The sequence below is a fragment of the Streptomyces sp. NPDC026522 genome (assembly GCF_055567555.1).
Genome location: NZ_JBVHQF010000018.1, coordinates 26,958 through 51,872, shown reverse-complemented (window position 1 = coordinate 51,872; position 24,915 = coordinate 26,958). Strand labels below are relative to the sequence as shown.

Sequence of the window (24,915 nt, the reverse complement as noted above, 5' to 3'; positions counted from 1 at the left end):
GTAGTTGCAGGGAACAGCTCCGCGCGGCTGGCGAACCGGGCAGAAGTTGAAACTCAAGCCGACTGCGTGTTCCTGAACTCAGTGATGGGTCCCGTCGGTGCGGATACCGTCATGGCGCGCGTCCCTCAGTGGGTGGACGCCCTGCCCCCAGAGGGGGCAGGGCGTCCACCCACTGAGGGGATCAGCCGATGTGGTAGACGGTGACGGTCACCTCTCCGTCCGGACCGGGGATGGTGTACGCCCCGGGGCCGTGGAAGGGCTCGCAGCCTTCGGCGAGGACGTCGTCGGCGTTGATGCCGGTGTCGTCCTCACCCACGTAGGCGCACACCTCGCTGATCAGGTGGTCCGCGAACCTGTGCGTGGCACCGGCCTCGGGGTAGCGCGGCACGGTGGGGGTGTTGATGTCCAGGTCAGGGTGCTCCCACAGAGTGGTCTGCCGCGGGCCGAAATCCTTCACGAAGACCCGCCCGTAAGGCTCGGGCAGGTCGTTGTCGTCCTTCTCCTGGGGGTTGGAGAACTCGATCGAGTAGGTGATGAGCCCACCGGGATACCACCTCTGAGCAGCGGACTGCGCCTGAGCTGATCCGGCACTCACCCCACCGGCCAACAGAAGGGCCGTCGAGGCGAGGGCCGCAAGTCGGCCCATGGACGTCGGACGCATCCACATCTCCTTTCACTGACAGTAATCGAGCGACTACTCTTTGAAGATAGGGGGGTATACGGCCCGATCGAAGGGTGCACCGGTCAAACCACCCGGCCGCATGGCGCTGAAGCTCTGGGCGCGCCGAGTGCGCGGGGCGGCCACCCTGGCAGCGAAGCGAGGGCCAGCTGCTGTTCAGCGGCGGCGAGAGTCGCAGGGCCCCGATCGAGTAGGTGGGCAACCGTCGGCCGTCACTGGCTTCCTCGGCCAGCTCGGGGTGACGCCTTCCGGGCCGGACGCCCGGTCATGAGTGTGATGGCAGCCCGGATGATGACGTTCGTAGTCCCTCGCGTGTCGGCTGGCCTGCATTGTCCACGCCGGTGACCTCTCGACGACCAGCGGCGGGGCCGCATGACGAAGCCGGATGCGTCCTTGCGGCGGCTGGCCGGCTTGATCGTGAGGTTGAGGTGCTGCCCCGCCCAGTCCCCTGTACAGCAAGATGCTCCCGGGCTCCGACGACAGCGCGGCCGTGCGCTGTACAGGATGGCCGCCACCGCCACCGACCGGTCCGCCGGCCCGGACGTCCGGGCGTGGTCCACGGCCGAGTGATCCGCATCGGCCGCGAGGCACTGCGCTGCCTGCTCGCCCGACGTGGCGTCACCTTCCAACGGACCAAAACCTGGAAGGAGTCCACCGACGCGGAGCGGGACGCCAAGCTCGACCAGATCGAGCACGTCCTGGACCGCTTCCCCGACCGCACGTTCGCGTTCGACGAGTTCGGCCCGCTCGGCATACGCCCGACCGCCGGCAGCGGCTGGGCCGAACAAGGCCGGCCCGACCGGCTGCCGGCTACCTACCACCGCACCCACGGCGTCACCTACTTCCACGGCTGCTACTCGATAGGCGATGACACCTTGTGGGGCGTCAACCGCCGACGCAAGGGCACCATGAACACGCTCGCCGCGCTCCGATCGATCCGGGCTACCCGCCCGGACGGCGCCCTGGTCTACGTGATCCTGGACAACCTGTCCGCCCACAACGGCAAGAAGATCCGCCGCTGGGCCCGCAACAACAACGTCCACCTCTGCTTCACCCCGACGAACGCCTCCTGGGCCAACCCGATCGAAGCGCACTTCGGGCCGCTGCGGCAGTTCACCCTCGCGAACTCGAACCATCCGAACCACCCGGTCCAGACTCGCGCGCTGCATGCCTATCTGCGCTGGCGCAACGCCAACGCCCGCCATCCCGACGTCCTGGCCGCCCAACGCCGCGAACGCACCCGCATCCGCAGCGAGAAGGGCCTGCGCTGGGGCGGCCGACCGGCGGTGGCCTGATCAGTTGCTGACGTTGAGCTTCGCAAACTCAGCGACCCCGAGCTCGGCCAAGACGCCGCGGAGCCGCATCAATGCTTCGTCCCGCTGCAAGCCCTCCGCGATCTCCAGGTCGAGATGGCAACGACCCATGCCGCTGCCCGCGCCCGTGACCTCACCTTGGAGGCCGAACTCGGCCTCCAGCGCCTCCTCGACCTCATCACGGTCGATCGGCAAACCAACGAAGACAATCTCTACGAACAACACGGCCCTCCGTCTCAACCCGGCGAACCATATCGGTCAGAGCACTAGGGACAAGGCCGTGTCTTGCCGGGGCGGCCCCAGGTGGCGGGGTTGTTCATGCCTGGTGGCTGGTCGGGCAGCAGACCGCACGCCATCCAAGTCGTCACGCTCTTGTCCATGTGCGACTCCAGGACGTAGACCGCTTTGTTCGGCGGGTACTTGTGGCGGCTGTCCAGCGACAGGAGGCCCGAGGCGCCCGAGAAGTTCTGGACGCCGGGGTTCGAGAGCCGCGCGTACACGTCTGTCGGCTGGAACGGGGCGCTGCTGTTCTGCGGTGTCTTGTACTGCGCATAGACCGAGTTGATCACTTCGGACGCCACCCGAAGGGCGTCGTACGCCCCTGCCGCGTTTCCCTCAGGCACCGAACCGTCCTTGAAGACGGTCCGGAAGCGGACGGTGAATTCGGAGTACGGGCTGTCGGGGCTTTCCGTGCCCGTGGAGTTGTTGAGCATCACGTAGAAGGGCTTCAGGACGGAGTGCTTCTTGAGCATGTCTGCGGGGTCCTGCATGTACGTCGCGGCCGTGCTCTCGGCGAAGACGGCAACCTGTTTCCCGTCGGCCTTCCGGCAGTCCGCACTCCCCTGGAGGGCGTCGAAGAGCTCCGGCATCTCGCCCGAGCGGCCCGCGTACAGGATGTATCCGCCGGAGGCCCGGACTTCAGCGCAGATGTCCCGCGCCACTTCCGAGACGATCTGTCCGTTGCGGTTCTCGTAGTAGGGGACGGTGACCATCTTGCCGCCCTTGTAGTGCTCGGCGAACTTGCGCTGGAGGTCGGAGCTGAAGAACTCGTCGTCCGGGTCGTAGACCACCACCGCCGTCCTGCCACCGTCCTTGATCGTCGTCACCTCGCCGATCTGCTCGGAGTACGCGGCGAACTCGGCCATCACCTCGGCGATGCGGTCGTTCGAGGGAGACACCTGGAAGTAGTAGGAGGGGGCCCGCTCGTCCACCATCCTGCTGCCCGTGACGGAATTGCCGATCACCGGAATGCTCGCGGCCGAGATCTCCCCCACTGCGGCGAACGAGGACGGGCGGCTCTGGGTGATGCCCACCACGGCAGCGATCTTGTCCCGGTCCTTGCGATCGACGATCTCCTTCGCGACATCGGGTGCGGCGCCGTTCTGAGATCCGTACGCGAAGTACTTCCCCGCGTTGGCGATCAGCAGACGTATCTGGACGACGTCGCCCTCGCGTCCGTTGACCTCGTTCTGGGCTGCGAGCGCGCCGCGGAGGCTCTGGATGCTCACCGGGGTGGAGTCGCCGGGCTCGGCCGTGAGCGGGGCGAAGAACACCACAGTCCGGTAAGGGCGCCCGCTGGTCACGGCACTGTGGTTCTGCTGTGCCGCTACCGCCTCCAGGGCGAGCAGTTCGTCGTCCCGACCCGGGATGCCCAAATGGCACTCCTGTCCGTCGGTGACTCCGACGATCTCTCCTGTGCTGACCTTGTGGCACGACGGGGCAGCTCCGGTGTCGTGCTCGAAGAAGTACAGGCCTCCGGCGATGAGGGCGAGCACCACGACGGGGGCCGCCACGGCCCGTACGTAGTCCCCTCGGCCGTTCGCCCGTACGGTGACTTTCGGGTTGGTCTCCAGCCAGCGATCGGCCGGCCCGTCATCGTCGTCAGCGGACAGCGGGACGACGTACACGGCCGATGAGGAGCCGCGGGTGTACAGCCTGTGCACGCGGTCGGCGAGACCGGTCACGCTGCGCGGGTCGGCCGGCACGGTCTGCGCGTAGGAAGGCGGCTCACCCGTCAGGGCTCCGAGGACCATCAGGGGCGCTGGCGGCTCGGTGCGGACGATGTCCGCGTAGGTGTCGAGCAGTTGGCGTACGGGCGTGCCCTCCTCGCCGACCTCGGGGAGGAGGAGGACGAAGGGCCAGCGCCGGCGGGCCCGGTAGACCGAGAGCCGGGACGGCGCGGCCGCCCTGGACAGGTCGTTCAGCAGGGCCATGAGCAGCATCCGCTGGATCAGGGCGTGGTTGTGCCGGGAGGTGCCGGACGGGGTGATGGTCAGCGCCATCCGCAGGAAGTTCGCACCCTTGGGCCGCCGCGAGCCGACCCAGCGCAGGCTGCGGGGTCTGCTGAGCCACAGGCCGTAGACGCGGCGGGGCAGTCCGACGACCAAGAGCTCGAAGAGGGAGAGCCAGATGTTGACGAGGAAGTTGCCCCCGGTGGCACCGGCCAGGCGCGCCAGTGTGCCCAGGAGCGGGCGCCGGAGCAGGAGCTGAAGGTAGAGCTCGTCGCGCAGCCGGCGCCGTTTGGCTGCCGTGGACCCGGCGCCGACCGACACGTTCAGAGCTGCGCGGCAGGTGTAGAACCGCGGCAGCCGCAGTTCTCCGGCGCCCGGGGGCATCGCGCTCTCCAGCTGCTCGACGATGGAGTCCAGCAGGTCGACATGCTGCTCGATCACTCCACCGGGTACCTCGCCGGGAACGGCGTCCCGCGGGGTGATGTCACTGTCCAGGATCAGGGCATGGGGGACGAGGTCGACCGCACGGTCGAGGTCCTCCTCGCAGAGACGCCCCCGGTAGCCCAAGATGACCGTGCGCCCGGTGGCTGCCTGTGTGGCCCCGGGGGAAGCGGGATCCCGTTTCAGCAGCATCACGGGTAACCGACGGCTCGCACCCCGGTCTCCCGCGAACGTGTCGAACTGCTCGATGAGGTATTCGATCCCCTGGGGAAGCGGCCGTTGCACGCTGCTCCTCTGCGCGTCAGGGCGCCAGGCGGCGAAGCCTGCCATCCACCGGACATACCGCCGCACGGCAGGGCTCGGCCACGTGGAACCACGCCCCGGCGGCCGCTGCCGACCGCCTGCCCCCCAACGGAAGTGAGTTACGTCACGTTAGCGGGGTGCAACGCCGCGCCGCCGGGAAATGCGCGGGTTCCTCAGGGCGGGAGGCGCGCCCGCGCCGACTGACGTGTGCCACGGTTCAGGTCGGGGCTACGCGGGATCGCCCTTCATCCAGTCCGGTGTGCGGAACCCGCCGCCGCCGTACATCGGGAGTTCGATCCGGTCCCGTATCGGGCGAGCTGGCTCCACGGGCGGTTGATCCCGGCCGAACGGTAGCGGCGTACCCGGGTGACGGTATCGAGGGCGAGGACGTCGACGAGGATCTCCTCGCCTCGCTGGGCCGGCTTGCTGTCGGACGATGCCTTCGGGGTCGACGATCGTGCTGGTGCCCGCGTCGGCCGGGTCGCAGGCGTTGACGTACACGGCCGGAGCCGGTACGCCCTGTCGGCGTCAGCGGCAGGAGGGGCCGCCGTGATGTCCGGTTAAGCCGGGGAGGCGAGGATCGCGTCGCGTACCAGGCCCTCGGGCATCGTGGTGCGCAGAAGGCCGGCCCACCGGTCGGTGCATTCCGCCTTCGTCCGCGCGATGTTCGCCACGATGGCCTGGTTGACGGCGGCGGTCATGCGGCTCAGCTGCGGCGGGAAGGTGTTCAGGTCGACGCCGGCCGACTGGAGGCCGATGAGTCGGCGGCCCGTCACCGGCCAGTCCAACCGCGTGCGGGCCGGGCCCGGCCCACCGGTCAGTCACGCGTACGAGCGGCGTGGCGCAGCGGTAACGGGCGCGGCCCCGGGCCTGGAGCAAACCACGCCTTCGACCCCTTCCTCGCTCCAACCCTGACTCCACGAAACAACCCAAGATCATTGGTCCGACGTAGTTGTCAGTCGTTGAGCTTGTACTTGCAGGGCTCGGCCGACTTGCCGCCCTGATTGTCGGCGACTTGCTTGCCGTCGACCTTGATGGCGCATGGGGCGGCCTTCAGCATCCCGTCCGAGTCCTTGATCGAGCCGGGAACCACCGACACCGTGACGCCCACCTTGAGCTCGGCGCCCTCCAGTTGCATGGACTCCGTCTTCGTCCAGGGCAGCGTCACCTGCTCGAAATGGTTGGTGTTCCCGATCCACAGGACCTTGGCCGCGCCTGTGCCGCCCACCTCGAAGACCACCTGATGCGGAACGCCCTTCTTTCCGGAGGACGAGTCCCTCGCCCCGCCGCTCGCCGGGACGCTCGGCGAGGCGGCGCCCACGTTGGACGGCCCCGCGTCCTTCTTCTCGCTGCCGCACCCCGTCAGCAACGCGGCCGCCGCGAGCAGGCTGATGGTGAGGGTGGCTATTTTGCGCATGTCCTACATCCCCGTTGTCGAACTGATCAGTGCCGGTGCAATAGGAAACCGTAGATCATGGCACTGCGACGGCAGGGCACCCCGGCCGACATACATCGGCAACGCATACGAGCGCATGGCCGAACACTTCCTCGCCTTCACGGCAGCCCTAAGGACCCTCCCGTAGTCCCCAGTGGGCCAGCCGCGGCGCGCCTCGCACGACCCGCCCGACCCGTACGACGGCCAGCAGTCCCCCCTGCACGGAGTCGCCCTGGGCCCCGACATCCGGGAGACCGTGGCCCCGTGGCGATCGCCCCGCGGCGAATCATCCGGCCGAACCCCGCCGCTGCCTGGCCCCAGTCGCGAGCGGGAGTCCTTCCGTCTGACGTCGGGGCCGACCCGAAACCCCTTGGACAGCACGGGGACCGGAGGCTGAGATGGGAGATGGCCGCTGTTGTCAGTCGAAGGGATGCGGCGATGACCGAGATCAGGCTACATCTGTCGGTGCGCGGCCTCACCGAGGCGGATCTGCCGTCCTGTGGCTGGGCCGGGTCCTGCAAGCACGTGCGCGGGCTCGTCCACCAGATCCGCCGCGCCGAGGCGGGCGAGATCGACTACCTGGCGGTGTGCACGCCGGCCGGGCTCCCGGTGGCGGTCGGTGGCATCGACTACACGGTCAAACCCTGCGTCGGCACTCTTTGGCAACTCAGCGTCCACCCGGCCCTGCAGTCCTGCGGGATCGGCACGCTGCTGATCCGCTCTGCCGAGCGGCGGATCAGCGCCCGCGACCTGACCCGCGCCGAACTCGGCGTCGAGGAGAGCAACCCGCGCGCCCGCGCCCTCTACGAACGCCTGGGCTACCGGGCCTTCGGCCGCGAGCTCGACTCCTGGGATGTGGAGGCCGAGGACGGCTCGCTCCAGCGGTACGAGACGATGTGCACGCTCATGCGCAAGGACCTGACGTGACGCCGGAGTTCGCCGCGTCCATCGCGGACCCGACCGCCGATCCGGCCGTCGTCCGGCTCGTCCTTGCGGGCTCCCGGGCCCAAAGGGCATGACCGCCCGTCACTGCGGGCACGAGCTCCACGTCATCCTCGGCAACGACGCAGCGAGCAAGCAGGCCGCGCTCGACTGCTACCGCTCGTCGCGGCTCGACCTGGTCGTACCGCCCTCGAACGTTCCGACGCCGTCGGCTGGTCGCGCGCCGCGACGGAGAGGTGGCCCGGATTGCCGCCGAGATCACGGCGGCTCTGCCCACTTCCTGACAAACGTGGCGGTAGGGCCACCACCAGTACGGAGTAGCGGCTCGGCCGCTGCCACGGGTTTCGGAGCCGTCACGCCTCACCGGCCGCACCATCAGGGTCCAAGGCAGGTTGGACGATGAACCAGACACGTCGTCTTGCAGCACTCACGCTCTTGTTGGCCCCGCTCTCGCCGTGGGCCCCACCGCCGCCCACGCCTCGACCACCACGGCCCCCACAGCCGCGAAGTGCAACATCGAGGCGGACTCGGACGGCAGGTATCACGTGTGGGACGAAGGATTCCCCGCCGGCACGACGGTCGCCTACTCCGGCTCCACCTCTGGCTCGGTCCCCATCGACCAGTCGGGAAGGTTCGACCTCGGCGGCCTCACTGGCACCAAGTACGTAGTGAAGACGGCAGACGGCAAGACCACAGTCACCTGCACAGCGATCCAACTGAGTCCCCACGAACGGCTGAGGGGGCAGGAAGAGGAATCACCCTCGAAGGCAGCCACAGCCTGGCGCGGCGGGCGCACCGCGCCGAGGACCAGCAGCTCGAACCCTCCGCCCTGATCTGCCACGGCCACGCCCTGCGCGCGCAAGCCGCTCCGAGCCATCGGAGACGGTCGCCCGCGCTACCTGGCACGGGCCAGCGCCCCGGGCCGCCCGTCGCCGTCATGCAGCATGCCTCTGGTCCGTTCGGGGGCCGGCGCTGTCCGGGCCGGCAGCTACCGCATCCCGCTGCAGGAGCGGGGGCCGCGTACTGAGCGGCCGAAAAAGAGGGCCGGCCAGAGCCGGCGCCTTCCTCTGCTGAGGCGAGGGCGGCGAGCTGGGTCGTATCGATCCGGCGGCCCTCGGCGGTTCCGATCAGATCGCCGCGGCGTGGGCGCGGTCGTGACTACTGGGGACGTCCGTACTGCCTCTGCTTGTGCCTCTTGAGCTGGGCGGAGAGCTTGTTGACGAGTTGGTCGATGGCAGTGTGCATGTCAGAGGCTGTCGCGGTGATCGCGGTAAGGTCCTGGCCGTCCACCTGGAGGGTGCCCGAGGCGCTCTGCTTCGTGCCGTCGATTGTGAGGGTCACGCGGGCGCTGCTGGTATCGGTGCCCTGGACGTCGAGCTTGGCCAGCTTCTCGCCGACGAACGCGCGGAGTGCGTCGGTGATCTCGACGTTGTCTCCGTTGAGCGTGTGGTTCATGGATTTCCTCTCGGTTGTCGGCAGATCCTCGCTGGTCAGACTAGCCAATCGCTGCCGGGCACTGACTTGCGTTCGGGCGCGTGGTCGACTTGGCGGATTGCTACGCGCCGGTTTCTGCCGCGCGGCCGGGTGCGCGGCGGATCGGATGCGGGGGCGCCGAGGCGGCAGCGTGTGGGTCAGCCTGTTACTGGACGGCCGGCGCAAGTCGATGCAGCCGATGGCCGACCGGCCCGGTGTCGATCACCAGCGGTTGCAGCAGTTCATGACGTACTCGACCTGTCCGGCCGGTCTTCCCGGGATCCGAAGCTGGTCTGGGCGGCCAAGACCGCTTCTGCGTAGCGTCCCGCCCATGCGCCCATCGCACGGATCGGGCCCAGCAGCGCGACACCCGCCTCGGTGAGGGAGTAGTCGACGCGCGGTGGCGCCTCGGCGTATGCCTGGCGAGCGACCAGACCGTTGTACTCGAGGCGGCGCAGGGCTTCGTTGAGCACCTTGGGGCTGATGCCGCCGATGCGGGTGATCAGCGCGCGCGGCCTCATGGGTCCGCTCTCGCCGAGGATGTACACGATCACGCTGTCCCAGCGGTTGGACAGTACTTCGAAGGCCACCCTCGCCTTGCAGTCCGCGGCGTACTCACCACCGCCCATGTCCTGGCCCAGGTCCTGTTCTACTGCCTCTACCGCCGCGTCGACCATGCATTCATCCTGCCCGGCCGGATGCACACCATGTGGTGTGCATCGGCGTGCCTAACGTCCTTTCCGTCACACCTCGCACATCTCGCGACACGGACGACGGGAGCAAGCACATGCGCATCGGAATTCTTGGTACCGGGGCAATGGCCACGGCCCTCGGCACGGCCTGGGTACGGGCCGGCCACGACGTTCGGGTGGGCGGTCGGGACGCCGAGTCCGCTTCCCGCACGGCCCGGCTCATTGGCGCCTCCGGGCACGGCAGCCTCGCAGAGGCTGCGGTCCACGGGGAGGTGGTACTGGCCGCCGTCCCGGCGGACGCCGCGCCGCAGTTGGGCAAGGAGCTGGCCCACCAGCTCGCCGGGCGGACCCTGATCGACTGCACCGTACCGATGGCGCCGGGTCCGGACGGCCCGGCCCTGACCACGGGCGGCTCCACCTCGGTCGCCCGGCTCCTCGCGGACGCCGCCCCCGGCGCCCACGTGGTGAAGGCGTTCGGGGTGTGTCACGAGAGTATCTGGACGCTGGACCAGCCGGCCTTCGAAGGGACCCCTCTGGCAGTGCCGTTCTGCACCGACCACTCGGACGCCGCCGCGCGGGTCGCGGAGCTCATCACTTCCATGGGCTGTACTCCGCTGGCCTGCGGCGGGCTCGGTCGCGCCGCCCTCTTGGAGGCCACTGCCGTCTTCGCCGTCGGCGTCTGGTGGTCGGGGGCCGAGGCCCGCTCCGCGTTTCCGGCGCCGGCTCTGGCTCCGGGTGCCTTGGACGACTAGGCAGGGTCTGACGGCTCTTGCCCGGGGCGGAGGATCTGTTGTCGTTCCGGGCCTGAGTCGGTCATGGTGCCTCGGCACGGACTGACGAAGGTCATTGCCCGCAGCTGCCGGAGACTGGCGGGCCGGGTGGACCGAGCTGGTTTCTTCTCCGCGCTGGTCACGTCACCGAGAGCCCGCACCCGTATCCGCGTGGGGGTGATCGGATCTGTCGCTCTTCCAGGAAACGGACACCCTCAGGTGGCAGCTGGCCTGGCTCTTGGTGATCACAGCCCCGGCTTCGAATGCCAGGTCGACGCCGAACTCGACGGCGATCTGGTCGGGATGAGCCTTGCGCAGCTGGGCGAGCGTGGCGCGGACCGCCTCCGTGACCGGTTCGAGGGCCCCTTCCAGGGTCATCGGCAATTCCCGTACGGCGCCGCCCATGCGGCTGGCCTTCACGGGCGCATCCCACTCCGCCTGCTGTTCGACCAGAATGCTGCCTCCGCCGTCCAGCGGAATTCGGGTCAGAGATGTCAGCACGCCTCCGCCTTCTTTCGTGCTCGCGCATCTGGATCGTGGCCAGCATGCCTTCCGGAGCCGCACGCTAGAGGGACGGCTACCCGGAGGGCTGTGGTTGCCCCGAGTTGAGACCGGGTCTCACCCGTACGGGCGAGGCAGCGAGCGGCCACTCCCCCTCCTCGCCACCTGCAGCCCCACCCACCGACGTCACCAGTCTCTCCTTCGCGTGGATCAGCGCGCCGTTTCCGTAGTTCGTCTTGCGGCCGAAGCGATCCTGAAGGCCACGGGACTGATTCAAGGGAGGCACCATGGCACGGCGGCAGGGGCGGAAGGCCGCCGGGACGGGCAACGCGGCCATCTTGCTGGCCCCGGGGCTCAGCGCCACACCGGCGCACGCCGCGACGAGCGAGATCTACGCCCAACTGGGCCTTTACACTCTCAAGCTGCCCGCCAATGTGACCACGTTCAAGGTCTTCCTGATCGGTGGCGGGGGTGGCGGCAGCGGTGGAGGCTGGCCCGCTGCCGGCTACGGCGCAGTGGTGCAGGCGGCGGGGGCGGCGGTGTGAGCACGGTGACGGGCATGGCACCGGGCTCGACGATCCGCGTCCGAGTCGCAGGCGGCGGAGGGGGAGGCCCCAAGGGGCACCAGGGGCGCCTCGAAGGAAGCCGCGGCGGTGCGGGCGGCTTCGGGGGCGGCAACACCGGCAGTCCGGGCAACCAGAACGACGGCGGATGCGCCGGAGGGAGCGGCGGAGGCGGGAACTCGGCCGCCCTCACCTCCGACGCAAGCGTGCTCGGCCTCGCCGAGGGCGGAGGCGGCTTCCAGCAGGGTGCCGGCGCCCGACCCGGCGGGGGCGGCGGCAGCGGAGCCGGAGGCCGCGGAGGCCCCTTCGACCACGCCGGCCTCGGCGGCGCCGTCGGCTACGGCGACAGTCCCGCCACCATCGGCGGGCACGGCGCAGGTGGCGGCGGAGGCGTGTGCAACTCCCCCGGCACAATCCGCTCCCAGAGCCAGAGCGTGGTCGGCCCGCGCGCCGGCAACGCCCACAACTTCACCGCCGGCCCCGCCGGCCAGCGCTCCCCCGGCAGCGGCCTGCCCGGCCCCCTCGACAAGAACACCGACTGGGGAGGCGCAGGCGGCCCCGGCGGCGACCACTTCGCCAACGGCAAGAACGGACACGCCGACTACGCCGTCGTGTCCTGTGGAACCGAGTGACCACGGTCAAAGCCACCCGCCCCTCACCCAGAGTCAGACGCCCTCGCGCCGTAAGGCGGCGGGAGGGTCAGGCTCCGCCACCCACGCGTTCCGGCGGCCCGTACCGACGGCGGCAGGTGAATCCCCCGGAGATCTTCGGGAGCACCACGGCGACTGCACCATGGGCAATGGCAAGCCCATCGAACGCGACAAGGCGTGTCGACGCCCGGCTCGGTCTGCCCGTGCAGGTCCTCACGGCCGTGCCCGGGCCAACGGGTAGTCACGGAAGTGGGTCAGTGCGACCCTGCTTGCATGAGCCTCGGTAGCGATCACTGGCAGCGCCGGATCGCGCCGCTGCTTGCCATCCTCGCCGCCGATGCTCCGGATCAGCTGGCCGGGACCGGCGCGCACCAAGTGAGGACTGTCAAATTGCGGCCTGAGCGTCTCGCGGGCGGGTGGGGGGCGGCGATGTATCCGGCAGGGCCGGAGCCCGTGCCGATGACGTTGCCTACGTCGTCCGTCGAGGTCCTCACGGTCACTTCGCGTCGTCGCCTCAGGCCTTCGACTCGGCGTCGATCTCTGCGATCAGGCCCTCGATGAGGCGCTTGATCTCGTCGCGGATGGGACGTACGGCCTCGACGCCCTGGCCCGCCGGGTCCTCGAGCTGCCAGTCGAGGTAGGTCTTGCCGGGGAAGTAGGGGCAGGCGTCGCCGCAGCCCATGGTGATGATGTAGTCGGACGCCTGGGCGGCCTCGGGAGTGAGGAGCTTCGGCTTCTGGTCGGAGATGTCGATGCCCAGCTCGGCCATGGCGGCAACGGCGGAGGGGTTGATCTGCTCGCCGGGCACGGAACCGGCGGAGCGGACCTCGACGCGGTCGCCGGCGAGGTGGCGCAGGAACCCGGCCGCCATCTGGGAGCGGCCCGCGTTGTGGATGCAGACGAACAGGACGGAGGCGGCGGCAGGAGCGGAGGACATCGTTTCTTCCTTGGGGGAGACGACTGCGGTGGGGTTGTGGGGGCTTCAGGGCGCGAGTTGGGTGACCATCCCGCTGATCTAGGCGTCGATGGCGCCACGGGGACGGCGGCGATCGGCGCTCCGTCGAGGTCGGCGGGCGACGGTCCCGGTCGAGGTACCGGCGGCGGCGCACGACGGGGCAGGCATCGCCGCAGCCCATCGTGATCACTATGTCGGCCATCGACCTGGGCCCCCGAAGCCCGGCAGCCTGCCCTTCACCTGCGGCGTGGGGCATGTACGGCGGCCAGATCCGCTTCGAAACCGCCCCGGCGCAGCCCGTAGCCTCCAAGGAGACCGTCCGGTGAGCACGATCCGCATGACGTTAGCCGTCACCGGCATGCACTGCAACAGCTGCGGTCTGCTCATCGACGACGAGGTGGAGGAACTGGCCGGGGTCACCGCAAGCAGCACTGACGTGCCCAGGGAACGGACGTGGTCGACCCGACCCGTGCCCTACCCGCCGAGCAGATCATCGCCGCGATCGCCGAAGCCGACTACGGCGCCACGCTGGTCCCCTGACCGGTTGCCGGGGCGCTCTTGTTCGTCCACGGGGCGCTCCGGCCAGCGCCGTCAGACCGCAGACCGGCTCAGCAGCCGGCCCATGGCGGCGAGTACCGAGGGCTCGACGCGGTAGAACACCCAGGTTCCCCGTCGCTCGGAGGACAGCAGTCCCGCCTCCTTCAGCTTCTTCAGGTGATGGGAGACGGTCGGCTGAGAAACGCCGACGTCGGAGATGTCGCACACGCACGCCTCCCCGCCCTGGTGGGAGGCCACAGCGGAGAACAGGCGCAGGCGGACCGGGTCCCCCAGGGCCTTGAACATCTTCGCCGCGACCTCGGCTTCGTCCGCGGACAAGGGGCGCTCGGTCAGCGGCGGGCAGCACGCGGCGACGGCCTGGTCGGCTTCCAGGAGCGGCAGAACCTTCGCATTCGGCATACGTCTATGTTGACACATGTCGAACCAGAGCGGCAGGAGCGTCTCAAGCGCGGGCCAGGCGACCAGCCAGGAGGCGGACGGCACGCGCGGTCTCCCTGCCGACGCCGCACACCGAGTTCGAGGGCAGACCGCGCTGACTCAAGCCCCGCGAAGGCCAAGCCGGGTGCGTGAGGCTCCGCCGCGATGGCGGGCGCGCCCGGACTCGTCGAGCGCGCCGGACAGCCCCGTAAGGAAGGGCAGCTCCGGGCGGTAACCGGTGGTGTCCAGGACGAGGCATCCGCCTCCTCTGCAGATCTGGTCACACCGTGGCCCTACCCCACAACGTCGACTCTTACGGCCTCGCACCCGTGCCGACCACGTTCTTCACCACCGTGTCGTACTCTCGGCACCCCTCACCGCAGCGGTACCCCGGACATCCGGTTCCGGAAGAACCTCTGGGAACTACGCTGGTCACTGCACTGGCTTCATCACAGCCGAGCTGGTGCTCACCTTCGCCCTGCCGCGTGTGGCCCCTTCACGGGAGCAGTCCGGGGGACTTGGCCCGGAACCCCGGCAGGGGTGGTGCGCACGGACTGCGCACCACCCCCGTTTCTCTGCAGTCACCGAACCGTCAAGGCAGGACGTCACCCATGAAGATCCTCGAAACGGGCCCGCTGGTCGCACTCCGCGGAACGGACCTGGCCGGTGCCGATGTGTGCCGTCGGCTTCTGCGCGGCGGTCTTCGCGATCTGGCGCCTCTGATCGTGAGGCATCGAGGCAGTTACTGATGTTCAGGGTGGCGACGCTGGTTCGGTGGTCAGGTCGGTGGGCTCGGCCGCACACCGCTTCAGCCCGCCAGCCGGGTGAGTGGGTGGGTGAGTGTTCAGGTTGTGCCAGACCACCGCGATCGGACCGTCGAACCGAATCGGTGCCCAGACCAGGAGGCCGCGACCGACAGGCCCACTCGCAGCCGACGGCGGATCACCGCCCGAACCCGGGCCAGGGCCCGGCGTTCACCGACCGCACACTCACCCGCAGATACCTCATCCCACCGGCATGCCGCAGTGATCACGAACCGTACTGCCCGACGACGCCCCGAAAACCTCGGTAACCGAAATCGCCATCTGTAACCGCTGGAATTCGCTGTACTCCATGGTGCTGCGACATGGAAAGCCCCGAACCCGCCCTCGCCGCCTCGGATCTGCACGTGGTGATGTGCTGTGCGATGTGCACCTTTACCTGTAAGCCGTGCTGAGCTGCACTGTTGCCGGGGAGTCGAACCCCACGTTGCTCTTCACGCGCCAGGAGGGAGCTGGAAAACCGCCAGCCCTCGGTCTGTGCACGCCTCCGAAACGGCTACCTGCTCCACATCGTCCCAGCTTGCTGGACTACTCAGTCCAGCAGATCGACCTCCCAATTCGTACGCTGGATCTGCACGTCGACCTCCCGGATCTCCCGGGCGAGGGCATCCGCCTGGCCGCGCAGTTCCGCGACCGGAAGCGCGGAAAGCGTCATCAACTCGGACCGAAGCTGCCGGCCGTATCCCCGCTCGCCCTTACCAGCAGCCGCATCCGCTGCCGCAGTGACCACGGAGTGACGCAACCGCAGGACGTCCCGGCGTGCGAGCGCGTCGGTGAGCGTGCCGTCCGGTCCCATCTCCACTGTGACATTGGTGCGGTTGATCCGCCGGATCAACGATTCCAGCGCGTCCAGCACCTCACCGGCCTCAGCCAACAGCTGAGCCGCGTCCTCGGCCGGAGTCTCGCCCTCCTGGTACCGCGCACTGCTGACGACGCGCGCTCGCAGCTGTTCCACACGGCGTGTCGCATCCGCACGTTCCGCCAGTGCCTCGGCAAGCTTCACTGTCCCCACCTTCCCCCCTCTATGAGCTCGCACGAGCATACGAAGACAAACCAGCGGTACGCATCGGGATTTGATCCGCCGGAGCTCCTGACAGCCACTGAAGTGGCTGTCCGGAGGACAACCGCCCGTGCCGCCGACCGCGCCCACATTTCCGTTTGGCCGGCCTCTCAATGGGGCGCCCTGTCGGGGGTAGGGCCGGAACAACAACTCGATGCAGATCGGTTCACCGCCCATGGGATCGAGGGCGTACAGGTGTCGCCGGCCTTCAGTCTCGTTTCCGTCGGCACCGTACGGAAGTGGAAGATGCCCCAGTCGACGGCCTCCGGCGTGGGCAGCGCGAATTCTCCGTTCCAGCAGAAGCCGTGCGCATCGAGGCAGGCAGAAGGATCGCTGCCGGTCCGGGTAAAGGCGGGGCCCGGTGCGTGCCGAGATGGCGGGACGAGCTTTCGCTTACCATCTGCACCACTGAAGTGCCGTTGAGGCGGTCGATCCGCTCCTCGACGGCATGGCGGCAAGCGTCCTTCGTGCTGATCACGCCGTCGCCGGTAGTTCGAGGACCGTGCCCGTCTCTGGCGCCTCGGGGAAACTCGTGGCGTAGCCGTATCGCTCGTACAGCTCCGGATCCTCCCACCGGGCCGTGCGCTGCGTGCGGTAGTTGAACCACAGCGTCGGGCCGTCCGGTGCGGTCAGGATGACGCGGGCCAGGGCCTCGTCGTCGGGGTGGTGGTAGGTGTCGCCGTTGGTGGACACGAGGTAGTGCCGGGCGGGGGCGGCTTCGAGCAAGGCCTCGGTCACGTTCCGCCGGCTGGCATGGTGCGGGAGTTTGAAAGCGTCCACCTCCAGGGCCGGCAGACCGCGGTGGGCGGCCACCCCGTGCAGGCCGGCCCCGAGCACGGGCCCGAACGCGTCCGCCCCGAGTACGGCGCGGGCACCGCGGTGCTCGACCAGCAGCGCGATGCTGCTCCCGTTCGGAGCCGTCGTGTCGTCGGCCGTCTTGCGAGCGGCAACGTCGGCCAGATCGCCGAGGGGTTCCAGGATGTCGGGCCCCACGCCGCCCCGCCAGCCGCGCCTGGCCTGGTCGATGGCTTCGGACCACTCGCGCCGCAGTGCCGCCAGGCGTTCGTAGGTCGGTGAGAGCACGGTGACCCGCGGCCCGTCCGGGACCGGTACCTCGATGAACCCGGACTCGCCCCCCGTGTCGATGGGGCCGCCGCCGAATGCCCGGTTCCACGGTAGTACGGGGCCGACGGACTCCCCGAGCAGCGCCGCCACCAGGCTCTGCCCCTCGGCGACGCTTCCCTCCACGCTGCCCCCTGAGGGCAGGTGCGGAGGGCCGTTGAACCAGTAGTCGCCGACGTCCTCGGCGTATTCGCTCCGCAGGAACGGGAGCATGCCGCCTATGTGGTCGCTGTCGATGTGGGTCACCACCGCGACGTCGATGTGTCGCTCGTCCGGCTCCAGCCGGCTCAACCTCGTTTCGAGCCGGGGCCAGGTGCCCGGGGGACCGCCGTCGACGAGCATGCGCCAAGGCGGCCGGTTGCCGCGCCCGCACTCCACGAGCAAGCAGTCGCCCAGTCGCGCAGGCAGCACCTCGATGCGGATGGCCGTGTCCATGGGATCGTCTCCCTCCAGCCGGGCGCACCATCAAATCTACGCTGGTCAGCAGCGCGCGGCAGCTCTGGCACAAGGGCCGCGGGCGACCAGGTCGCCCGTCCCGAGCGGCGCCGGCCGGGGCCCGAGCCCAACCCGGGGCTGCCGCTGTGCGCAGCGTGAGCTGCTGCGCAGGGCAAGGCGGGTGAACATCGGGTGATGCGGAGTGCCGTCGGGGCGTGTTCGGGGGATAACGGCGAGGAGGGTCGGCGGCCGGCAGGGCTGCCCCGGCGCGCTACGAGGGTGGGACATGGCTGTCACCGGCAGCTGGAAGCTGGAAGCTGGCGAACCATCACCGGCCCGGCGGCCGCTTCGGGTCCGAGGACCAGGCCCCGTACCCGGCCAAGGGCCTGGCCGGCACTTCCACCGGCTTCGCCCACGACTTCCTCGCAATGCACGAGGTCCACGATCCACCGACACCGACCGGCCGGGCCGACGTCCTCGACGGCCCGCACCCACTCCGCTCCATCGGCACGCCCACACCCGGCCGTGCCGCTCCCACCGGAATCCAGAGGATGACCCATGCCGCTAAAAGGCTACGGTGTCCTGGCCGCCCGCGCCGTAGACCGGCGCCGGGAGGGATCCAGCGATACCCCTCACTACCAGATCCACCTCACCGACAACGCCGGCACCCGCTACCGGGCCGCCGTCAACGTCGAGTCGCAACAGGCGCCCTCGGAGCTGCTCTACCTGGTCGACGACGACCTGCGCCACCCCGTGACCGAGCTGCTCCCGCCGGCCGGCAGCGGGTGGACGGCCCTGGCGTCCCAGCCGGGCAAAGCCGCCCTGGACTTCATCCGCGGCAACCTGTTCAACCCTGCCTCGATGCGAGAACTCCCACCCGATATCGAGGGCGCGGACAACGACCTGGCCGACCTGCTCGACCACTACGTGCAGCGCGCCATCGCCGACCGCACCGCCGGCCTCTACGTCTTCGGGCAACGGTTCGGCCCCGAGGCCAACATCGCCGACAAGGTGTTCGGGTTCCGGCCCGGCAACGGCGTACACGACATCCACATGAACCAGGGCAACAGCGGCCGCTTCCGCTCCGACAACGGCGTCTGGCAGGACGGCGCCTTGTTCGTGCACCTGCCCGCCGAAAACCGCTGGGTCGCGATCTTCCTGGCCTTCCAGTCCCAGGCCTGGCACACCGACGACAGCACTGGCCATCCCATCGACACCGCACCACCGCGCTCCGGGGACCGCGACGAACCCTTGCGGATCATGGCCGCCCTGGTCAACCCCTCCGGCTCCGCAGCTGAAGCCGTGACCGTGCTCAACGCCTCACCCGGCCCCGTCGACCTGCACGGGTGGCAACTCACCGACCGCGACCAGCACACCCTCCCGCTGCCCGCGGGCAGGCTCGAAGCCGGCACCACCCTCACCGTCCAGATCGGCAACGGATTCCGCCTCGGCAACCAAGGCGGCACGATCACCCTTCTCGACCCGGACGGCATGAAGGTCCACGGCGTCGCCTACACCGCGCGACAAGCGGAACGTCAGGGACGGACCATCACCTTCTGAACACCGGCGTGCACCGAGCTCAGTCGAACCGCACACAGATCGCCACCGGTAGCTTCGGCGACCAGGTGCTGGTGTTGTAGTCGTACGCCTGGGCGTAGCCGTTGTTGCCGGGGGCGCAGGGAGCGGCGATGTTCGTCTCCAGATAGGCGGCCCCGCCGGGAACGCCTGCATTCGTCTTCGCGATCACGTTCCCGTTGTACCTGAGCTGCCCGGAGTTGTACTTGACGGCTATGTAGACCTTGCCGCCGAGGGTGAAGTTCCCTCCGCCGATCTTGAGGTGCCCCCGGTAGGTGTACTGGAACAAATAGGGACCTTGCGGCGCCTTGTCCAGACCGACGTGGATCGACCCGGCCGGGGTGCCCACGCCGGCCGGCGCAGCGCCGGCCGGCGAGGCCGCGAGGCCGATCGCGGCCAGTGCAGTCGCACTCAGCGCGAAGCGTCGCGGCCAGTGGGATGCCGAACGCGGAAACGTGCCCATGATTGCTCCTTCCCTCGGTTCGCAACCGTCACTACGGGCGTGCACGCAGATAGATCTGCAGCGGCCAACGGGTACAGGAAGAGCTGCTCAGAGCGCCGTCGGGGTCGCACGCCTGGACGACTGAAAGCACGGTTCCAAGCTAAGCCGGGCAGCTGCAGACCGCCTGCCGGGCCGGTGTTCCGAACGTGCGCAGCCCTGGGTGAACGGCTCAGCAGGGACATGGCGGGGCTGGTCCGCGTCTGCTGGGGAATCGACATGTCCGGGGTCCCTTACGCGGCGGCGAATCCGCCCCGGCCGTTCAGTTGTGTACCGCCGTCCTGGCGTGTGTACCCGCGTCCTGGCGCCGCAGGACCTGATCGACCGGGCCGTAGAGCTCCTCGCCGGATGACCAGCCGGCCCTGATAGCGACCGGAATGAGCCCTGCTCGCCACCCCGACACCGGGCCGTCGGAGCGGGCTCGGCCGGCCCCCAGGACGGCGCCGTGTGCGGTCGTCACCCACACCGGTGCCGTAGGGGTGCGGGTCGTCACCGGCACCGAACAGAGGTCGTGGGCCGTGTGGCACGCGCCCTTCCGCAGGACCGGCGCCGAGAAGCCGCGAGAACCCCGCGCCGGTAGGATGGTGCCATCAGGCGTGCAGCGTCCGGCTGCGGAGTGCACCGCTCGATCGGTCGTCCGCGAGACTGTTGGACACATCCCCTTTCGCGCGCCCCGCACGAGTAATCCCTCTCGCCAACAGAGGAGTTGGCGCCATGAGCAACGTCGTAAAACGGGCGACGACCATCGCCGCCGCAGCCCTGCTGGCAACCGCCGGCGTCTCGGTCGGTGCCACCCAGGCAACGGCCCTGCCAAGTGCCCCCACCTGTCACGTGGCCGACCTGCACCTGACAGTCGGCGGGGCGGAAGGCGCCGCAGGGTCGCTCTACTACCCGATCATGTTCACCAATACCTCAACCCACACCTGTGCGTTGCGCGGATACCCCGGAGTCAGCGTCGTGGATGTCCAGCATCATCAGATCGGCACCTCGGCGATCCGCACCGGTGAGCCGGTGGATACGGTGTCCGTATCCCCGGGCGAGACCGTGACCGCCGTCTTCCGCACCAACAACCGTGCCGTGGTGCCGAACTGCCGGCCGGTGTCGACCTATGTCAAGGTCTACCCGCCGAACAGCTATCAGGCCGTGCAGATCCCCTCCCACCTGCGGCTGTGCGGGGCCTTTGAGATCAGCCCGGTACAAGCCTCGGAATAACCACTGAGGAGCACGCGCAGTACCCGTCCAGGACCGTGCAGCGTTCACCGCGCGCCCGATGCAAGCCGGATCGGCCCGCATCGGGCGCGCCTGTCGGCGAAGACCGTCGGCACCGCGTCGGCCAGGTCACGCCACACGGGGCGGACCTTTCCCGATTGGCTGGGTGCAATCCGCCCGCTGACCTGGACTGACGTTCAGGGACAGCGGGCGGCAGTGGCCGTCCGCGTTCAGGTGGAGCTTGCTTGTGAACCCGCCGCGCGAGCGGCCCAGGCCCTCACTTCCCGCACCACCTCCACCAGGCGGGCAACGAAACTCTGCCACAGCGTCTCGACCTGGTGTTCCATCCCTGCGGCCCCCTTCGCGACGGGTGCTGGCGGTGGTTCGGTGCGGCCGCCGGCCGCATGCTGATGCGCGCGAACGATCGTGGAGTCGACCGAGATGTCCCAGTCGATCTCATCTGCCGCATCCGCCGCGGTCTGGACCTGCTGAAGGAGACGTTCCCAGGTGCCGTCGGCCGACCCCAGACGGTGGCGTTCGTAGACGGTCTTCCACGGGCCGAACCGTTCGGGCAGGTCACGCCACTGCACGCCGGTCCGCACCCGGTGCAGGATCCCGTCGATCACCTGCCGGTGATCCCGCCACCTGCCGCACCGGCCGTTGCTGACCGGCAAGAACGGCCACAGCCGTTCCCACTCGGCGTCACTCAGATCCCAGAAGTGCGCTTGACTGCCAGGATGAACATCAACTCGACGGAAGCCAGCTCGTCTGCGACCGGGCAGGTCAGGCGTTTTGGTAACGATGATTCGGTGGAGCAGCTCACGTCTCTGCTCCACCGCGCCTATGCAGACCACGCTGCAGCCGGGCGGGTCTTCTTCGCCTCCTACCAATCTCCGCAGGACACACAGCACCGCCTGAGCAAGGGCGAGTGCTGGGTCGCAATGAACGGAAACGTACTGGTCGGCACCGTCACCGTGTCAGCGCCGCACACCACTCCGGCCGGTTATCCAGCGCCGGCGGGTGGGGGCTCGTTCTGGCAACTGGCCGTCGAGCCATCGCAAAGAGGCACCGGTCTCGGACAACGGCTGCTGGCTCTGGCGGAGTCACGCATTGCTGCCCTCGGATCGACACAGGTCGTCATCGACACCTCCTCGCAGGCAACAGACCTCGTCGACTGGTATCTCCGGCGAGGCTACGCGCCGATCGGCACTTGGCGGTGGGACGTCACCAACTACGACAGCATCGTTCTCATGAAGAACCTGCCGCCGACAACTTCGTGATCGCCCGGACAAATCCTAGTTGGTGCGGGCCTTGTCCAGGAGCTCACGATAGGGCATCTGCGCCGTGGAGCCACGGATCTGCGAGAGGCCGTACCGGGCAACGGCCTTCTCATTCTTGATGGGCCACTCGGGATCAAAGGCTATGCGGTCACCCGGTGGTGATACATCCACCACGATGGCGGGCCATCCTCCACTGTTGACCCTCCAGACTGAGATACGCTGCGGACGCCGAGTCAAGTTCAATATTTCACTGCTGTTGGAGATGTCAGATCGATATCTGTAATCGGCATCAGGAGGATCCCCTGCCTTCTCGTCGAGCTTCGCGCCTACCGTCTGGGAATGCGCATAATCAGCTGGCATGATCATGCGGTCTTTCCTGATCACATAAACATCGGCCTGCACTTTGATCGCTTCGTAATTACGCGTCTGCGGATCATTGATCTCAACCACCGCATCCTGCGCGACTTCTTCACCCGGGTTCAACACGCGCCCCACCGGCGTGACGAATGCGCCATCGTAGATCAGATCACCTCGGGGAGCCTTGGCGTCGGATACGCTGCTCGCCGGGCCACCGTGGATCGAGTAGATGCTGTCGAGGATGTAAACAGGGACCTGGCCCGCGTTCTTCACGTACAGATGGACCGTCATGTACATCCGTTTCCCCCCACTTGCCAGAATCGATTCCTTGAACGCGGCCCCGCTCTGTACCACCAGGGGCATCACGTAAGGAACATACAGCTGCGAGTAGGCGAGGTTGGTGACGGCGAGAAGGGTGGAGACGAGCACCCCGATCGCGATTTTCTTCGGAACGTGAAGACCCTGCCACGCCCGGCATCTGATGAGCCTGTACAGCGCCACCGAGGACCAGGCCGCGAGGGCTATCCCAATCAGGGTGTAGCCGGTGAAACACTCACCTATCTGCAGGGAGAGGAACAGAACGCTGCAGACGAGGGCGAGCACCACTCCGGCGAGAACGGTCACTCCCGAGTAACTCCATCGCCTCTTGCGCCAGTAGTCGACAGCGGCCGTGGCCGCAACCAACTCCACCAGGGCGGCAACAAAGACGGTAAATCCTGCGATCCTCCCGCCGTAGGTCAGGGCGTCGCCGCTGTCCGACAGCCCGATCCGCAAGAGCGGACACGCGGTCACCAGGAGGCCGAGGACCATGAAGGCGCCGATGGCTCGTCGCCGCCACGCTCGGTCGGGCCAGACGGTGGCGTCCGCGCCGAGCCAACGGACCTCGTGGTCACCCGGCAGACCGGCACGACGCAGGAGTCTTCGGAGCTCCCTGGGGGACCGAACGCTGCCGACGGGCTTGCCGTCGATGAGGACCTTCCGCAAGCCGAGGCCATCCGGCCCACCGACGGTCACCTCGGGCGTGTTCTCCATAACTCCAGCCTGCCGCTTGTTCCCGGGGAACGCCGCCTGGAGCGCCGCCTGATCCTCCCGCGCCGGGGTGCGCTCGACGCAACACAGGGGGAGTCTGGAGTTGTTGTGTTGCTCTGCGATGTATCGATGTCGCTCGTCCTTGCAGGAGCTCCCATGCGTGCACGACTTCTCGGATTCATCAGCACCCTCGTACTGGCTGCTCTCGGAGCCGCGGTTCCCGTCGCGCAGGCTGCTGTACCGGCTGCCACCGGACCGGCGTGCGTGGCGGCCAAGGGAAAGGTGGTGTACGACTCCGGCACCGGGCTGTGGACCTGTATAGGGGGCAAGTACGACGGCGAACCCATCACGACCTGAGCGCCCGGTCGCACGTATTCCTGCCACCCGGACCGGTTCTGCTCGAAGTTCGCCGGAGAGGAGGACGAGGACGTATGACCGGCATACCTTGGCGTCCCGTGGGCCGCGCGGCCGCGGTTCTCGCGACTCTCGTCGCCCAGCCCCTGGCCCTGGGGACGGGGCCGGCCCACGCCGCCGTGCAGTATTACGAAGTCCGCTCCCCGGTCGGCACGTGTCTCAGCGTCGCGGGGTCCTCCCTGCGCAACGGCGCGGACGTCGTCCAGTGGCACTGCCTCGGGATCACGGACCAGCGCTGGCGGGCCACCGATGTGGCGGACCAGCCCCTCGGCAAGCTGGAGGACCGGCCGGTCGGCAAGCGCACCGATCACCTCCTCTTCGTCAAGCTGCGGGCCCAACACAGCGACAAGTGCCTCGCCCTGGCCGGGGACCGGTTCGACGTGCATACGGCTGTCGTGCAGGCGGACTGCTCGGACCCGGAGGCGAGCACCGAGTGGGTGCTGCACGGCAGCGGGGACCGCTACCTGATCGAGAGCGAGCATTGCCTCGGGGTGGCCGACGGCGGCCGTCGCGACGGCGCACCCGTCGTGCAGCAGGACTGCCACGGAAACCCGCAGAAATGGCGGTTCGACGCCTGGGAGTGAGTGGCCGCAGTTGCACGTACCCGTCCAGGCGCATCCCGTGGCCGTCGATCGAGTCACGCTGGAATACCTCCCGGTAGAAATCGCGCGTCAGGCCGAGTCCGTCGAAGGCCCGGTTCGCGGACTCGTCCGCGGACTCCGGTCCGTCCTCCGACCTGGCCAGGACGGCGGACGCCAGGAAGCTCCCCTGGTCGCAGTCGAAGACGGTGCGGCGGCCGTTGCCAGTCGCGGTTGCGGCCGGGCCGGCGAAGGACGCCCGGACCGCTCGCTCGCCCCGCAGGCGGGCGGTGGTCAGCAGGGTGGCCAAGGCAGCCTGGCGCACCTCTCTGTCGTCGCTCTCCAGAAGCCTCTTGAGAAGGTGCGGGGGGATGATGCAGTTGACTCGGGAGGTCCTGTCCATAGGACACCTCCTGGGAAAGAGGAGTAACGGGCAAGCGTGTAGGGACGCCCGAGAGGTTCACGGGGTTCGATGCGGCGGGACGCAGCATTGCCACGACCCTCCGCGCGGGCCTCGTGGACGCACGGCAAGAGCCGACGGGGTGTGGCGATAGCGGGAGAAGCGTTGGCACCGACCAGCCCGGTTTCCAGAGCCGGGGCCATGCTCATATCA

23 protein-coding genes and 2 pseudogenes are annotated in these 24,915 nt (G+C 68.7%); 10 read left to right on the top strand and 15 right to left on the bottom strand.

The genetic code is table 11. The features are described from left to right. Positions 1-181 precede the first annotated feature (181 nt). Entirely contained in the window at positions 182-661 is a 480-nt protein-coding gene (locus ACZ4M3_RS33755) for a hypothetical protein (protein WP_467739231.1), read from the bottom strand. Between the two features lie 572 nt (positions 662-1,233). Between ACZ4M3_RS33755 and ACZ4M3_RS33750 the strand changes: the two are divergent. Then, positions 1,234-1,974 (top strand): annotated as a pseudogene (locus ACZ4M3_RS33750) (IS630 family transposase); the annotation flags it as partial. On the opposite strand, the gene ACZ4M3_RS33745 reads toward ACZ4M3_RS33750, so the two are convergent. From ACZ4M3_RS33745 to ACZ4M3_RS33730, 4 genes are all read right to left on the bottom strand, one after another. Continuing rightward, entirely contained in the window at positions 1,975-2,217 is a 243-nt protein-coding gene (locus tag ACZ4M3_RS33745) for a hypothetical protein (protein WP_467739229.1), read from the bottom strand. 41 nt (positions 2,218-2,258) lie between these two features. Further along, positions 2,259-4,949 carry an ABC transporter substrate-binding protein gene (locus ACZ4M3_RS33740; protein WP_467739227.1) on the bottom strand — a complete coding sequence of 897 codons (2,691 nt, stop codon included), beginning with the start codon at positions 4,947-4,949 and terminating at the stop codon, positions 2,259-2,261. Between the two features lie 578 nt (positions 4,950-5,527). Then, positions 5,528-5,743 carry a hypothetical protein gene (locus tag ACZ4M3_RS33735; protein WP_467739225.1) on the bottom strand — a complete coding sequence of 72 codons (216 nt, stop codon included), beginning with the start codon at positions 5,741-5,743 and terminating at the stop codon, positions 5,528-5,530. 179 nt (positions 5,744-5,922) lie between these two features. Beyond that, complete coding sequence (locus tag ACZ4M3_RS33730) at positions 5,923-6,384, bottom strand: hypothetical protein (protein WP_467739223.1); 462 nt, start codon at positions 6,382-6,384, stop codon at positions 5,923-5,925. 456 nt (positions 6,385-6,840) lie between these two features. On the opposite strand from ACZ4M3_RS33730, the gene ACZ4M3_RS33725 reads away from it, so the two are divergent. Beyond that, positions 6,841-7,329 (top strand): GNAT family N-acetyltransferase, encoded by a 489-nt coding sequence (locus ACZ4M3_RS33725; protein WP_467739221.1) that lies wholly within the window; start codon positions 6,841-6,843, stop codon positions 7,327-7,329. Between the two features lie 1,173 nt (positions 7,330-8,502). Here the strand turns inward: ACZ4M3_RS33725 and hpf are convergent. After that, a complete protein-coding gene (hpf, locus tag ACZ4M3_RS33720; protein WP_467739219.1) occupies positions 8,503-8,799 on the bottom strand; it encodes a ribosome hibernation-promoting factor, HPF/YfiA family in 297 nt (98 codons plus the stop codon). A 260-nt stretch (positions 8,800-9,059) separates the two neighbouring features. Continuing rightward, entirely contained in the window at positions 9,060-9,494 is a 435-nt protein-coding gene (locus ACZ4M3_RS33715; protein ID WP_467739217.1) for a winged helix-turn-helix transcriptional regulator, read from the bottom strand. Positions 9,495-9,604: 110 nt separating this feature from the next. Here ACZ4M3_RS33715 and ACZ4M3_RS33710 point away from each other — a divergent pair, with 110 nt between their 5' ends. Further along, entirely contained in the window at positions 9,605-10,261 is a 657-nt protein-coding gene (locus ACZ4M3_RS33710) for an NADPH-dependent F420 reductase (RefSeq protein ID WP_467739215.1), read from the top strand. 162 nt (positions 10,262-10,423) lie between these two features. Here ACZ4M3_RS33710 and ACZ4M3_RS33705 read toward each other — a convergent pair whose 3' ends face one another. Continuing rightward, entirely contained in the window at positions 10,424-10,780 is a 357-nt protein-coding gene (locus tag ACZ4M3_RS33705; RefSeq protein WP_467739213.1) for a CU044_2847 family protein, read from the bottom strand. Positions 10,781-11,067: 287 nt separating this feature from the next. On the opposite strand from ACZ4M3_RS33705, the gene ACZ4M3_RS33700 reads away from it, so the two are divergent. Both ACZ4M3_RS33700 and ACZ4M3_RS33695 read left to right on the top strand, forming a co-directional pair. After that, complete coding sequence (locus tag ACZ4M3_RS33700; RefSeq protein ID WP_467739211.1) at positions 11,068-11,325, top strand: hypothetical protein; 258 nt, start codon at positions 11,068-11,070, stop codon at positions 11,323-11,325. A gap of 14 nt (positions 11,326-11,339) precedes the next feature. Continuing rightward, a complete protein-coding gene (locus ACZ4M3_RS33695) occupies positions 11,340-11,975 on the top strand; it encodes a hypothetical protein (RefSeq protein WP_467739209.1) in 636 nt (211 codons plus the stop codon). Between the two features lie 532 nt (positions 11,976-12,507). On the opposite strand, the gene ACZ4M3_RS33690 is transcribed toward ACZ4M3_RS33695, so the two are convergent. The 4 genes from ACZ4M3_RS33690 to ACZ4M3_RS33675 all read right to left on the bottom strand — a co-directional run bounded on the left by ACZ4M3_RS33690 (position 12,508) and on the right by ACZ4M3_RS33675 (position 17,361). Beyond that, positions 12,508-12,930, bottom strand: a complete 423-nt coding sequence (locus ACZ4M3_RS33690; protein ID WP_467739207.1) for an arsenate reductase ArsC — start codon at positions 12,928-12,930, stop codon at positions 12,508-12,510. A 609-nt stretch (positions 12,931-13,539) separates the two neighbouring features. Next, on the bottom strand, positions 13,540-13,905 hold the full coding sequence (locus ACZ4M3_RS33685) for an ArsR/SmtB family transcription factor (protein ID WP_467739205.1): 366 nt from the start codon (positions 13,903-13,905) through the stop codon (positions 13,540-13,542). 1,371 nt (positions 13,906-15,276) lie between these two features. After that, complete coding sequence (locus ACZ4M3_RS33680) at positions 15,277-15,747, bottom strand: DIP1984 family protein (RefSeq protein ID WP_467739203.1); 471 nt, start codon at positions 15,745-15,747, stop codon at positions 15,277-15,279. Positions 15,748-16,278: 531 nt separating this feature from the next. Then, positions 16,279-17,361 (bottom strand): MBL fold metallo-hydrolase, encoded by a 1,083-nt coding sequence (locus ACZ4M3_RS33675; RefSeq protein WP_467739201.1) that lies wholly within the window; start codon positions 17,359-17,361, stop codon positions 16,279-16,281. A gap of 558 nt (positions 17,362-17,919) precedes the next feature. On the opposite strand from ACZ4M3_RS33675, the gene ACZ4M3_RS33670 reads away from it, so the two are divergent. Next, on the top strand, positions 17,920-18,921 hold the full coding sequence (locus ACZ4M3_RS33670; protein ID WP_467739200.1) for a DUF2278 family protein: 1,002 nt from the start codon (positions 17,920-17,922) through the stop codon (positions 18,919-18,921). Between the two features lie 19 nt (positions 18,922-18,940). Here ACZ4M3_RS33670 and ACZ4M3_RS33665 read toward each other — a convergent pair whose 3' ends face one another. Further along, on the bottom strand, positions 18,941-19,399 hold the full coding sequence (locus tag ACZ4M3_RS33665) for a hypothetical protein (protein ID WP_467739198.1): 459 nt from the start codon (positions 19,397-19,399) through the stop codon (positions 18,941-18,943). Between the two features lie 750 nt (positions 19,400-20,149). On the opposite strand from ACZ4M3_RS33665, the gene ACZ4M3_RS33660 reads away from it, so the two are divergent. Further along, positions 20,150-20,647, top strand: coding sequence for a DUF4232 domain-containing protein (locus ACZ4M3_RS33660; RefSeq protein ID WP_467739196.1), 498 nt, complete (start codon positions 20,150-20,152; stop codon positions 20,645-20,647). Between the two features lie 153 nt (positions 20,648-20,800). On the opposite strand, the pseudogene ACZ4M3_RS33655 reads toward ACZ4M3_RS33660, so the two are convergent. Then, a pseudogene (locus ACZ4M3_RS33655) lies at positions 20,801-21,354 on the bottom strand (IS5 family transposase); the annotation flags it as partial. A gap of 27 nt (positions 21,355-21,381) precedes the next feature. On the opposite strand from ACZ4M3_RS33655, the gene ACZ4M3_RS33650 reads away from it, so the two are divergent. After that, the gene (locus ACZ4M3_RS33650; protein WP_467739194.1) at positions 21,382-21,924 is read left to right on the top strand and encodes a GNAT family N-acetyltransferase; all 543 of its coding nucleotides are present in this window, start codon (positions 21,382-21,384) and stop codon (positions 21,922-21,924) included. Positions 21,925-21,939: 15 nt separating this feature from the next. Here the strand turns inward: ACZ4M3_RS33650 and ACZ4M3_RS33645 are convergent, their stop codons facing one another. Continuing rightward, positions 21,940-23,313, bottom strand: coding sequence for a hypothetical protein (locus ACZ4M3_RS33645; RefSeq protein ID WP_467739192.1), 1,374 nt, complete (start codon positions 23,311-23,313; stop codon positions 21,940-21,942). Positions 23,314-23,466: 153 nt separating this feature from the next. On the opposite strand from ACZ4M3_RS33645, the gene ACZ4M3_RS33640 reads away from it, so the two are divergent. Both ACZ4M3_RS33640 and ACZ4M3_RS33635 read left to right on the top strand, forming a co-directional pair. After that, positions 23,467-23,667, top strand: coding sequence for a hypothetical protein (locus ACZ4M3_RS33640; protein ID WP_467739190.1), 201 nt, complete (start codon positions 23,467-23,469; stop codon positions 23,665-23,667). A gap of 74 nt (positions 23,668-23,741) precedes the next feature. Then, positions 23,742-24,308 carry an RICIN domain-containing protein gene (locus tag ACZ4M3_RS33635; RefSeq protein ID WP_467739188.1) on the top strand — a complete coding sequence of 189 codons (567 nt, stop codon included), beginning with the start codon at positions 23,742-23,744 and terminating at the stop codon, positions 24,306-24,308. Positions 24,309-24,915 lie beyond the last annotated feature (607 nt).